The following is a 12,771-nucleotide window of genomic DNA, read 5'->3' on the forward strand; positions in this document are numbered from 1 at the left end:
TTTTTGACCATCCTTACTTTATTAAAAATAACGATATCTATTGTAAGACGATGTGGTATTAATAATTCAAGATCAACTCCTTAATTAAACTACGAACTTTAGGTTCAGCTGCTTTTGCTGCTTCTAATACTTCGTCATGAGAGATGGTATCAATACTTTCCGCATTTCCCATATCTGTAATTACTGAAATTCCAAAAGTTTCTACATCCATATGGCGGGCCACTATCACCTCTGGAACAGTTGACATCCCAACACAATCTGCTCCAAGAATCTGAACCATTTTATATTCTGCCAAGGTTTCAAATGTAGGGCCTTGTAAACCAAGATAAATTCCTCTTTGCACGTCAATATTTAAATTTTGAGCAATTTCAGTAGCTTTTGCAATCATTTTTCGAGAATACGGCTCGCTCATATTTACAAATCGAGGTCCGAATCTTTCATCATTTTTCCCTCGTAGCGGATGCTCTGGCGTCATGTTAATATGATCTGTAATCATAACAATAGACCCGACTTGATAATTCGGGTTTACTCCTCCTGACGCATTAGACACGACTAATTTATCAATTCCTAAAAACTTCATCACTCGTACCGGAAACGTAACTTCGGTCATTGAGTAGCCTTCATAATAATGAAAACGACCTTGCATGGCTACCACTTTTTTAGTGCCAATTGTACCAAACACCAAAGCTCCTTGATGCCCTTCGACAGTAGAAACCGGAAAATTAGGTATTTCATGATAAGGCAAAGTATGTAAAACTTCCATATCAGTTGTAAAACTGCCTAAACCGGAACCTAAAATAACACCGTACTCCGGTGTAAAATTGATTTTATCTTGAATGTAACTAACTGTTTCTTGTACTTGTTCCCACATAATTTAAAATTGTTTGATCAAAATCATTTCCTGATAAAGTTGCATTTGGCAAAAATACAGTTTGAATCGGCAGATAATACAATTGCTCAACTGCCAACCTACCTTGCAAACGCACATAATCTTTTTCAGTAGTAATAATGATTTTGTTTTGAGCTATTTTTTTAATTTCTTCTATTTCTTTTTCACTAAAATTATGATGGTCCGGAAACGACAAACAAACATCATTGGTGTTTTTTAAATGATTAAAAAAAGGCTCCGGCTTGGCAATACCAGCTATCAATACCTTTTCAGTTTTTAAAATTGCAGCAACCGAATAAGTACTTGCTTCACCATAGACTTGATCATCGTAACCAATTGCAGTAAAAAACAATTGTTGATTATCTCTTAACTTTAATTCTTTCTGAATCTCTTTTTGTTCCTGAGAACTCAAATCTGGAGGACATTTGGTCACCACCACCACGGCAGCTCGGTCCGCTCCGCTCCTACTTTCTCGTAAGTTTCCGGTTGGTAACATCCAGTCGGTCGCATACAAATCGCCATAAGCTGTGAGAAGCACATACATACCTGCTTTTACTTTGCGGTGTTGGTAGGCATCGTCTAACAAAATGACTTCTGGAATTTCGGCCTGCGAAAGTAATTGATTTATTCCATTATTTCGATCACTATCTACTGCAACTTGTATGTTTTTAAATTTTCTAAAAAACTGATACGGTTCATCTCCTAACAAACCGGCTGTCGCATTTGCTTTTGCCAAAACAAAACCTTGAGACTCTCGTTTGTATCCGCGACTCAAAGTTGCCACTTTATATTTTGAAGATAGCAACCGTATTAAATATTCAATCTGCGGAGATTTACCGGTCCCGCCTACACTCAAGTTCCCGACAGCAATCACTGGCAACTTAAATGAATACGATTGTATAATTCCTTTGTCAAAAAGAAAATTCCGAATACCCGTAACAGCGCCGTACAAAACAGCGAACGGAAAAAGTAGTTTTCGCAGTAAATTCATTTTACGAAAGTAGAATATTTTATTTTAATGTTCTTTTCTTTATTCGTTATTTTGTTCTTCACAAAACGATCTACCTTTCAATTGAAACAGTTATGAAAATCAAAGATATTATACGTGTTCTCGAAGAAATGGCTCCACTAGCCTATGCCGAAGATTTTGACAACGTAGGTTTACTTGTAGGCGACCAAAATGTTGAGGCTACGGGCGTACTAGTGTGTCATGATGCGCTCGAACATATTATTGAGGAAGCCATCACTAAAAAATGCAACATGGTTGTCTGCTTTCATCCTATATTATTTACGGGATTGAAAAAAATAACTGGAAAAACATACGTAGAGCGCGCCATCATCAAAGCCATAAAAAATGACATTGCCATTTATGCAGTACACACCGCTTTAGACATCCACCAAGACGGAGTAAACAAAATATTTTGTGATGCTTTACAACTAATCAATACCAAAATACTGATTCCGAAAGAGCAATACATTCGCAAACTCGCCAGTTTTGTACCAACTGAAAATGCGAATGAAGTACTCGAAGCACTATTTGCCGCAGGCGCAGGAACAATTGGCAATTATGAAAATTGTAGTTTTACTTCCAATGGCATCGGAACATTTAAAGGCAATGCAAAAAGCAATCCGGTTCTTGGCGAGCGTTTTGAATTGGTAAAAGCCACCGAAATTAAAATTGAAGTAACTTACGAAAAACATCTTGAAGGCAAAATTTTAAAAGCTTTGCTAGAAAGTCATCCTTACGAAGAAGTTGCTCACGAAATATACACACTACAAAACAAGCATCAAAATATAGGTTTGGGTCAAATAGGAGAATTACCTGAGCCCATGAGCGAAACCGACTTTTTACTTTTTGTAAAAGACAAAATGCAATGCGGTGGCATCAGACATTCAGCCTTTACAGGAAAACCGATCAAAAAAGTAGCTGTTTTGGGAGGCGCGGGAAGTTTCGCTATTGCAAACGCAATTCGAGCAGGAGCTGATGCGTATTTAACCGCTGATTTAAAGTACCATCAGTTTTATGAGGCAGAAAACCAACTTCTTTTAGCCGATATTGGACATTTTGAAAGCGAACGCTATACAAAAAATTATATTGTAGAGTATCTTCGAAAAAAAATCCTTAATTTTGCCGTTGTTTTATCAGAAGAAAATTCAAATCCAGTTAAGTACTTATAGAATATGGCGAATACGAAAGAATTAAGTGTTGAGGACAAGTTAAGAGCAATTTACGATTTACAGCTAATTGACTCGAGAATTGACGAAATCAGAAACGTAAGAGGTGAATTGCCTTTAGAAGTTGAAGATTTAGAAGATGAAGTGGCCGGTTTAAGCACACGTTCAGAAAAATTAAAAGGGGAACTTGAAGTAATTGAAGACCTTATTAAAGCTAAAAAAATTGCAATTGAGGAGCACAAAGAGTCCATCAAAAAATATACAAAACAACAGGAAACTGTTCGTAACAATAGAGAATTCAACTCTTTAACTAAAGAAGTAGAGTTTCAAGAACTTGAAATTCAATTGGCTGAAAAGCAAATTAAAGAAATGAAAGCTTCTATAGAGCACAAAAAAGAAGTGATTGCTAATTCTAAAGAAAAATTAGAAGCAAAAACCAACCACTTAAAACACAAAAAATCAGAGTTAGACGCTATCATGGCCGAAACTGCAAAGGAAGAAGAATTCTTGTCTCAGAAATCAATTGAGTTCCAAGGACAAATTGAAGAGCGTTTATTAAATGCTTACAAAAGAATCAGAAGTAGCGTTCGCAACGGTTTAGCAGTAGTTTCAATTGAAAGAGGCGCATCTGCAGGATCTTTCTTTACCATTCCACCGCAAACTCAAGTAGAAATTGCTTCAAGAAAAAAAATCATCACCGATGAACATTCTGGAAGAATTCTTGTTGATAGCGTTCTTGCTGAAGAAGAAAAAGAAAAAATGGAACAAATGTTCGCTAAAATATAATACCTTTAAAGTCCCGATGATATCGGGACTTTTTTTTATGATCAAGCAGATAGTCTATAAAATATTTACCAAGTCAGTAGGTGCCTACATCAACCTACTCAGCTACCTTGCCCCAACAAAAGCTATACAACTCGCCTACAACTTGTTCAGCAAACCACGTGACGGAAAGTTACAAGTTGACCAATTACCCACCGTACTACAACAAGCCCAAACGCAAACACTCTCGTTTCAAAATCAAAAAATACAAACCTACACTTGGCCTGGCAATAGTCATGTCATTTTATTGGTACACGGTTGGGAGAGTAACGCCTCGCGCTGGGAAAAACTATTGCCTTACCTCACTAAAACCGGCAGCACCATCGTAGCACTTGACGGTCCTGCGCACGGACTCTCTAGCGGAACTACCTTCAATATTCCGCATTACGCCGAATTTTTACACCAAGTGGTTCAGCATTTTCAACCACAAACTTTAATCGGACACTCACTAGGTGGCAAAACCTGCTTGTACTACCAGTCCATTTACCAAAGCGACGACTTAAAAAAAATGGTAATTTTGGGCGCTCCAAGTGATTTCAAGATAATTTTAGACAATTACATCACACTTTTAAGCCTCAATTCTAGAATTTTAACCGGCCTAAAAAAATATTATCGTGATGTTTTTCAACTCAATACAGATGAATTTGCTGGACAACATTTTGCAAAAAATATTTTAACTCAAGGCTTTCTAGCCCATGATGAACAAGACCAAGTAGTGCTTATTCACGAAGGAAAAAAAATAGCAACCTCTTGGAAAAACGCTACTTTTATCACCACAACTGGCCTCGGCCACAGCATGCACGACCACAATTTATACGAAAAAATTAGTCAGTTCATTCAAAATTAGAGCGTGCCGCCGCGGCGACCAGGCTATTCGCTGCAATCTTTTTTGGGCAAAAAAAGCCCTAAAAAAGGATTTCCGCTGCTATCCTTCACGCGAATCCGTCGCAAAATTGATAAATTCGTTCTACAACCAATCTCAAAATCAATAGCTATTATAAATTGCAAATTCATTACTTTTGCAGGATGGAAGATCAATTAAAACGCCTCAATAAATTCATAGGAGAAACCGGTTTTTGCAGCCGCCGCGAAGCGGATAAAATCATCGAAGAAGGTCGCGTAACCATCAACGGAGTTGTACCCGAATTAGGGACCAAAGTTGGTCCTCATGACGAAGTACGTATTGACGGCAAATTAATTCGTGAAAAAACAGAAAAACCTGTTTACCTCGCATTCAACAAACCAGTAGGAATCGAGTGTACCACAAATCTTGACGTGCGCAATAACATCGTCGATTACATCAATTATCCAAAGCGCATCTTCCCAATTGGGCGTTTAGACAAAGCCAGTGAAGGTTTAATTTTCATGACAAATGATGGCGATATTGTCAATAAAATATTGCGTGCGCGCAACAATCACGAAAAAGAATATACCGTTACTGTTAACAAACCCATCACCGATCGTTTTATAGAAAGAATGAGCAATGGTGTACCTATTCTAGACACTGTTACCAGAAAATGTAAAGTAGAGCAAATCAGTAAATTCACATTTAAGATCATCCTTACCCAAGGTTTAAACCGCCAAATCCGAAGAATGACCGAATATCTTGGCTATGACGTAACCGCCTTAAAACGCATTCGAATTATCAATATTTCACTCGATGTTCCTGTAGGCCGCTACCGTGATTTGACTGATGCCGAAATAAAAGAACTCAACGCCCTTATCGAGCCATCCAGCAAAACAGAAGAAGCTAGTTTACCAAAAGTAGAAACACCAAGAAAGCGCACCGAATTTATAAAAAGAGACGATCCTAGGTTTAAGAAACGTGGGGATTATTAAATTACTTTTTTTCATAAACCTCAATTGATTACCCGTAACAAAATAGTGTTTTTAAACATATCATTTTTTAAAACCAAAAAGCCAAATCTTGTTTGAATAAGATTTGGCTTTTTTTTGTTAATTAGACTGCAATGTTTCGTAATACAACACTTTCGATAAGAATGACTGTTCTTGACACTCTTTAATTTCATCTTCGCGATACATTTCAGGCTGTTGACCATCTAACTGATTTTCTTGTAAATAGTCTCTCCTACTTGAGTCATTAAACTCTAAACGACTTATAAAAACCGGATCTACTCCTTTATTTACGGCTAAATTATAGCTAGTTATTAATTGTCCCCAGTTCACAAAACTGCACAATAAAAGTACTCCATACACATACCAAACCATATGATTAAATAAGTATGCATTGGTTTTTTGTAAACTAATTTTCAACCACGTGTGTAGCAAACTTATAAATACTAAAATAAGAAAGGCAAAAACGCCCAATCGCTTATAGGTTAAGCCAAACTGATGTACATATTCCATATTTTTTAAAGCGGCAGACAAAACAAGTACCGCATTCAATACCATCCAAATTTTAGCTAGTATTTTCAGTCTATTCGTTGTTTCATCAAAGGTAAACCTAGCTCGAAAGTACAGTAAAATAAGTCCCACAGCCATTAAAACCGAAATAATAACGGCGTTAACACGTTCGTGAGTTGCAGTACTTAATTGTGCACGATTTTGAATTTCAAAAAACTGTTCGTAATTATAGGTTACTATAAAAAACAGCAATAGAGTATTCAACAACACAAAAGTAATTTCACCGCTTTTCCTTTGAAAGTCAAAATCAAGCCATGAAAGCGAAGTATCACTTTTATCGCACGAGTTGCTTTCAAATTCATTTTCTAATTGGGAATTAAAACTGATGCAAAAATCTGGAACCCAAAAATTCCAAAAACTAAATGACACATAAAGCCCGAGCACAGCAATAACAATCAATTGAAATACATTAACATCTAGCGTATAGTCACTAAAAACAGAAGAAAATAGATCACTACCAAAAGCATATACTCCAAAAAACAATCCGATAAAAAGAAGTGGAATTAAAACAAATGCAACCAATTTCTTTGCAAAATCACCTTGTACCTCTTGTTTAGGAAGCCATTGACTAAACATCAAAATCCGTCCTAGCGAGGCAAAGCTATTGACAATAATAACTACAAAAACTTGAATGATTTTAAGTTTTGCATGTTGCGTTTTATACTGCAATGACAATAATGAAAGTGAAAGTGCCAAAAAAGAAGGAAAATCACCATACCACGCAAATGCCAAACACGATAATATTGATGTGATAAGTAAAGCTTTAGTAGTCAATGAATTCAAAGACTCCCGATAATTGTACACTAATAATGAGATAAGTAAAAGTCCAAAAAAAGCCAAATTAAGACCCAAATTTTGGTCATAAAAAAGGATTGTAAACATAACAGAACTCGCAAAAATTAAATGATGTTTTTTCATAGCAACAAATATAAAGTACTTTGTTTTTCAAAGTAATTGGTTAAAAAAAAGTTTATTTAGGTTTCCATAATTTTTCTAAACTACTTAGGTGCGCCGTAAATGCAGCACGCCCAATATTGGTTACTCTGTATGAGGTTTTTGGTTTTTTGCCAACAAATTCTTTCTTGATTTCGATATAACCTACCTTTTCTAATGTAGCCGAATGGCTTGCCAAATTTCCATCAGTAGTATTTAGTAATGCTTTCATCTCTGTAAAATCGATCCAATCGTTTACCATCAATACAGACATTAACCCTAATCGGATTCTGCTTTCGAAATTTTTATTCAGTTGATCGATTATACCCATGATTAGTCGTACTTTTTAAACATAATCGTTCCGTAAACTATATGCAAAATCCCAAAACCAAGGGTCCAAAAAATCAATCCATATCCTAGAAAAAATAAAGAAACACTACCAAGAAATAGTTGAAAGTAACCTAAATACTGAATATCTGAGTACGTATACTTACCCGCATTGACCAATGCTAATCCGTAAAAAAGTAAAGTAGCAGGCGCTAAAAAGACAAAAAGACCATGATAAACTAATGCCAAACAAAACACGCCTCCAACTACTAAAGGAATTGCTAATTGCAAAAGCATCACTTTGGTGGTAGAAGTCCAAATTGGTAAATTGTTTTTCTTGCTCTTTTTATAAGTGAATAGAAATCCAGAAAGAAGAGCTAGTACTAAAACTACAATCGCCAACACAATAAGTTTGTAAATAAACTCATCAGTATACACTTTATCGAATCCATCAAAATAAGACATCCCATTTGACTCAAACAAAAAAGCAGCATAACCCGCACCAAGTAGCGCAAAGATTCCTGCAAAAACACCTGACAATCCGCTTAGGGAAATAAACCTCGAAGAACGCTCCATCATGGAACGAATGTGAACTAAATCTTCTTGAATATTGTGACTCATAATAAAAGTACTTTGAATTACAAAGTTAAAAATAAAAACGACTAATCAAATATTTCATAAAAATAATTTCTACGTAACTTTTTTAAACCTTGAAAATGGAAACAAATTTCTTATTTAACAATTACAAACATAGAGTGAGTTATTAGCAAACGCTACTTTTACAAACCCATTTCTAGCTCAACTTTAGACAAAAAAAGCCTCAAAAATGAATTTGAGGCTTCTAAGCATTAAAAAATATTTATTTGTTTCGTTTCATCTCCCTTGCCAAGAGTGTGTTTTTTAACAACATAGCAATGGTCATTGGCCCTACTCCGCCTGGTACTGGCGTAATGAATGATGCTTTTTTACTTACTTGATCAAAATCGACATCACCAGTAATAACGTAACCTTTTTCGTGGCTTTCGTCAGGAACACGAGTAATACCCACATCAATAACTACAGCGCCAGGTTTTACCATATCCGCTTTTAAATAATTAGGAACACCCAAGGCTGTGATAATAATATCGGCCTGAATGGTAATTTCCTCTATGTTTTTGGTATAACTGTGTGTCAGTGTTACCGTTGAGTTACCGGGAAAACCTTTGCGTCCCATCAAAATACTCATAGGTCTGCCTACAATATGGCTACGCCCAATAACTACGGTGTGTTTTCCTTTTGTTTCAACTCCGTAGCGATCTAGTAATTCTAGAATACCAAATGGAGTAGCAGGAATAAAAGTAGTCATGTCAAGCGCCATTTTCCCAAAGTTCTCCGGATGAAAACCATCAACATCTTTACTTGGGTCAACTGCCATTAAGACTTTTTGCTCATCAATTTGTTTAGGAAGTGGCAATTGCACAATAAACCCATCAATTTGATCGTCTTCGTTTAATTCTTTGATCTTTTTAAGCAATTCAATTTCTGTAGTGGTGTTGGGCATTTTAATCAAAGTAGACTCAAATCCTACTCTTTCGCAGGCTTTTACTTTACTTCCTACGTAAGTTAAGCTTGCGCCATCATTCCCTACAATAAGTGCTGCCAAGTGAGGAACTTTTTCACCATTGGCTTTCATTTTTTGTACTTCAACAGCAATTTCGCTTTTGATATCCTCTGCTGTTTTTTTTCCGTCTAGTAGTTGCATTGTTGTGTTGTTTAATATAGTAAAGACAAAAGTCTTAAAATCATGACGACTTTAAGACTTTCTAAATTTTATTTCATTCCCGGCATTCCTGGCATTCCGCCTTTCATTCCGCCCATCATTTTCATTAGGTTTTTTCCGCCCGGACCTTGCATCATTTTCATCATTTTGCTCATTTGGTCGAACTGCTTCATCAACTGATTAACTTGCTCGATTTTAGTTCCAGATCCTTTTGCAATTCGCGCTTTTCTTTTCACGTCAATTACAGCCGGCTTACTTCTTTCTAATGGAGTCATCGAATGGATGATGGCCTCAATATGTTTGAAGGCATCGTCTTCTATTTGAACATCTTTCATTGCTTTTGAGGCACCAGGTATCATTCCTACCAAATCCTTCATGTTACCCATTTTCTTTACCTGCTGAATTTGAGATAAGAAATCATCAAAACCAAATTCATTTTTAGCAATTTTCTTCTGAATTTTGCGCGCTTCCTCTTCGTCAAACTGCTCTTGTGCACGTTCAACAAGGGAAACTACGTCACCCATACCCAAGATTCTCTCGGCCATACGCACAGGATAGAAAACATCAATAGCTTCCATTTTTTCGCCTGTACCTACAAATTTGATTGGCTTGTTTACAATTGTCTTGATAGAAAGCGCTGCTCCACCACGAGTATCACCATCTAATTTTGTTAAAATAACTCCATCAAAATTCAATCTGTCGTTGAAGGCTTTTGCAGTATTTACGGCATCTTGACCCGTCATCGCATCAACAACAAACAAAGTTTCTTGTGGCTGAATGGCTTTGTGTACGCGCTCAATTTCGTTCATCATTTCTTCATCCACAGCCAAACGACCAGCGGTATCTACAATGACAACATTAAACCCATTTGCTTTAGCGTGTTTGATTGCGTTTTGAGCAATTTCAACGGGGTTTTTATTTTCTGGTTCTGAATATACCTCAACACCGATAGAATCTCCTACAACGTACAATTGCTGAATCGCCGCAGGACGGTAAATATCACAGGCAACCAATAATGGCTTTTTATTCTTTTTAGTTAAAAGATAATTGGCTAATTTTCCAGAAAAAGTTGTTTTTCCAGATCCTTGCAAACCTGACATCAAAATAACAGATGGATTACCTGATAAATTAATTCCGGCTACATCGCCACCCATTAATTCAGTTAATTCATCTTTAACCAATTTTACCAATAATTGACCTGGCTGAAGCGTAGTTAATACATCTTGACCAATCGCTTTTTCTTTTACTTTGGTGGTAAAATCCTTTGCAATTTTAAAATTGACATCGGCATCAAGTAACGCACGGCGCACTTCTTTCAAAGTGTCGGCTACGTTTACTTCGGTAATTTTTCCGTGACCTTTAAGTATGTGAAAGGCTTTATCTAGTTTATCGCTTAAATTATCGAACATAGTATTGATTTATTTTGAAATGCAAAGATAAACTAATTAGGAAATTAGGCAATTAGAACTTTACATTATTGGTAAGGCTTTTTACGCTTTTTGAAAACAAAAAAACGACCGCAGAAAGCAGTCGTTTTGGATTTTTATTTTACATTCTCTCAGGGACATTAATCCCGAGTAATTTAAAAGATGCCGCAATAGTATCGGCCACCTTTTTAGATAGTTGTACTCTAAATTTTTTCTTTTCTAGATCCTCTTCACCCAAAATAGGCACTGCTTGGTAGAACGAATTGTATTCGCGAACTAAGTCATAAGTATAATTGGCTAACAATGCCGGACTATGGTGCTGAGCTGCATTTTGTATCACTTCAGGAAATAACTCCAATTGTTTAACCAATTCTTTTTCTTTTTCGTGCATCTCGACTACGCTCGATGTCAAACTATAATCAAAAGTTGCTTTACGAATGATCGATTGAATACGAGCATAAGTATATTGAATAAACGGCCCTGTATTTCCAGCAAAATCAACAGACTCCTCCGGATTAAATAGGATGCGCTTTTTAGGATCAACTTTTAAGATATAATATTTCAATGCTCCTAAACCAATGGTGCTATAAAGTTTAGCTTTTTCCTCGTCAGAATAGGCTTCTAATTTTCCTAAATCTTCAGCAATTTTTTGAGCCGTAGCGGTCATTTCTTGCATTAAATCATCAGCATCAACAACAGTTCCCTCACGAGATTTCATCTTTCCTGATGGTAAATCTACCATTCCATATGACAAATGATATAAGTTTTTCGCCCATTCAAAGCCTAATTTTTTTAGGATCAAAAACAACACCTTAAAATGGTAATCTTGCTCATTTCCTACAGTGTAAACCATTCCGCCTACATCTTGCATATCTTTCACACGTTGAATTGCCGTTCCAATATCCTGAGTCATGTACACTGCCGTACCATCTGAGCGTAACACAATTTTACGATCTAAACCTTCATCTGTTAGGTCAATCCAAACAGAACCGTCAGGATCTTTGTCGAAAATTCCTTTTTCAAGTCCAATTTGAACTACATCTTTCCCCAACAAATAGGTATCACTTTCATAGTAATAACGATCAAAATCAACTCCAAGATTTTTATATGTAATAGCAAAACCATCATAAACCCATTGGTTCATTTTAGCCCAAAGTGCCTTCACCTCAGCATCACCAGCTTCCCATTTTTGAAGCATTTCTTGAGCTTCGAGCATAATTGGCGCTTGCTTTTTAGCTTCTTCTTCGGTTTTACCCGCGTTCATTAGTTGCGTAATTTCTTCTTTGTATGCTTTATCAAAAGCAACGTAATAGTTTCCAACCAATTTATCTCCTTTTAAACCTGTTGATTCAGGAGTTTGATTATTACCAAATTTTTGCCAAGCAATCATCGACTTACAGATATGAATTCCTCTGTCGTTGATGATTTGGGTTTTGTAAACTTTTTTCCCAGAAGCTTTGATAATTTCGGCAACAGAATATCCTAACAAATTGTTACGAACGTGACCTAAATGCAAAGGCTTGTTTGTGTTTGGCGACGAATATTCAACCATTACCGCAGCAGCATCAGCAGCTGGAGTTACGAAACCATAGGCTGTATTATCTTTGATACTACTGAAAAAATCGAGGTAGTATTTATCAGAAATTACAATGTTTAAGAAACCCGACACTACATTAAAACGACTTACTTCTGGCAGATTTTCTACAAGATAATCACCAATTTTAGTTCCTAATTCTACAGGATTAGAAGCGCCTGGCGCACCTTTTAAAACTTTTAGCAACGGAAAAATCACCATTGTAATATCGCCTTCAAATTCTTTCCGAGTACTTTGAAATTCAACTTTATCGATTGTAACTTCAAATAAAGCTTGGACAGCTTTTTGTATAGATGGCGTAAGAATTTGTTGTAATGACATTTTAAGTATTTATTTAAGTGCGCAAAGATAGGTATAATGCCGGAAACTCGAAATTGCTTAATGAGATATTTATAGGGATGATAAGTCTAAAATGTAATTT

12 protein-coding genes are annotated in these 12,771 nt (G+C 36.2%); 4 read left to right on the top strand and 8 right to left on the bottom strand.

What is annotated here, in order from left to right; translation table 11 throughout:
• Positions 1-58: 58 nt before the first annotated feature.
• The gene (locus tag KBJ98_RS06290) at positions 59-871 is read right to left on the bottom strand and encodes a purine-nucleoside phosphorylase (RefSeq protein ID WP_210788810.1); all 813 of its coding nucleotides are present in this window, start codon (positions 869-871) and stop codon (positions 59-61) included.
• Positions 843-1,880 (bottom strand): tetraacyldisaccharide 4'-kinase, encoded by a 1,038-nt coding sequence (lpxK, locus tag KBJ98_RS06295; protein ID WP_210788812.1) that lies wholly within the window; start codon positions 1,878-1,880, stop codon positions 843-845. The genes KBJ98_RS06290 and lpxK overlap by 29 nt, the downstream gene beginning before the upstream one ends.
• A 92-nt stretch (positions 1,881-1,972) precedes the next feature.
• Between lpxK and KBJ98_RS06300 the strand changes: the two genes are divergently transcribed.
• From KBJ98_RS06300 to rluF, 4 genes are all read left to right on the top strand, one after another.
• Complete coding sequence (locus tag KBJ98_RS06300; RefSeq protein WP_210788814.1) at positions 1,973-3,067, top strand: Nif3-like dinuclear metal center hexameric protein; 1,095 nt, start codon at positions 1,973-1,975, stop codon at positions 3,065-3,067.
• Between the two features lie 3 nt (positions 3,068-3,070).
• Positions 3,071-3,850 carry a zinc ribbon domain-containing protein gene (locus KBJ98_RS06305; protein ID WP_210788816.1) on the top strand — a complete coding sequence of 260 codons (780 nt, stop codon included), beginning with the start codon at positions 3,071-3,073 and terminating at the stop codon, positions 3,848-3,850.
• Between the two features lie 37 nt (positions 3,851-3,887).
• A complete protein-coding gene (locus tag KBJ98_RS06310) occupies positions 3,888-4,733 on the top strand; it encodes an alpha/beta fold hydrolase (protein WP_225899075.1) in 846 nt (281 codons plus the stop codon).
• Positions 4,734-4,912: 179 nt separating this feature from the next.
• The gene (gene rluF, locus KBJ98_RS06315) at positions 4,913-5,725 is read left to right on the top strand and encodes a 23S rRNA pseudouridine(2604) synthase RluF (protein ID WP_210788818.1); all 813 of its coding nucleotides are present in this window, start codon (positions 4,913-4,915) and stop codon (positions 5,723-5,725) included.
• A 117-nt stretch (positions 5,726-5,842) separates the two neighbouring features.
• Here rluF and KBJ98_RS06320 read toward each other — a convergent pair whose 3' ends face one another.
• The 6 genes from KBJ98_RS06320 to argS all read right to left on the bottom strand — a co-directional run bounded on the left by KBJ98_RS06320 (position 5,843) and on the right by argS (position 12,671).
• The gene (locus KBJ98_RS06320; protein WP_210788819.1) at positions 5,843-7,228 is read right to left on the bottom strand and encodes a DUF4153 domain-containing protein; all 1,386 of its coding nucleotides are present in this window, start codon (positions 7,226-7,228) and stop codon (positions 5,843-5,845) included.
• A 52-nt stretch (positions 7,229-7,280) separates the two neighbouring features.
• Positions 7,281-7,574, bottom strand: coding sequence for a winged helix-turn-helix domain-containing protein (locus KBJ98_RS06325; RefSeq protein ID WP_166136545.1), 294 nt, complete (start codon positions 7,572-7,574; stop codon positions 7,281-7,283).
• Positions 7,575-7,576: 2 nt separating this feature from the next.
• On the bottom strand, positions 7,577-8,191 hold the full coding sequence (locus tag KBJ98_RS06330; RefSeq protein WP_210788821.1) for a hypothetical protein: 615 nt from the start codon (positions 8,189-8,191) through the stop codon (positions 7,577-7,579).
• Between the two features lie 238 nt (positions 8,192-8,429).
• The gene (locus KBJ98_RS06335; protein ID WP_210788823.1) at positions 8,430-9,311 is read right to left on the bottom strand and encodes a bifunctional 5,10-methylenetetrahydrofolate dehydrogenase/5,10-methenyltetrahydrofolate cyclohydrolase; all 882 of its coding nucleotides are present in this window, start codon (positions 9,309-9,311) and stop codon (positions 8,430-8,432) included.
• Positions 9,312-9,379: 68 nt separating this feature from the next.
• Positions 9,380-10,738, bottom strand: a complete 1,359-nt coding sequence (gene ffh, locus KBJ98_RS06340; RefSeq protein ID WP_166136533.1) for a signal recognition particle protein — start codon at positions 10,736-10,738, stop codon at positions 9,380-9,382.
• Positions 10,739-10,877: 139 nt separating this feature from the next.
• Positions 10,878-12,671 carry an arginine--tRNA ligase gene (gene argS, locus KBJ98_RS06345; protein WP_210788824.1) on the bottom strand — a complete coding sequence of 598 codons (1,794 nt, stop codon included), beginning with the start codon at positions 12,669-12,671 and terminating at the stop codon, positions 10,878-10,880.
• Between the last annotated feature and the right edge of the window lie 100 nt (positions 12,672-12,771).

Source organism: Flavobacterium erciyesense (assembly GCF_018069925.1).
In the GTDB taxonomy this organism is placed as follows: domain Bacteria; phylum Bacteroidota; class Bacteroidia; order Flavobacteriales; family Flavobacteriaceae; genus Flavobacterium; species Flavobacterium erciyesense.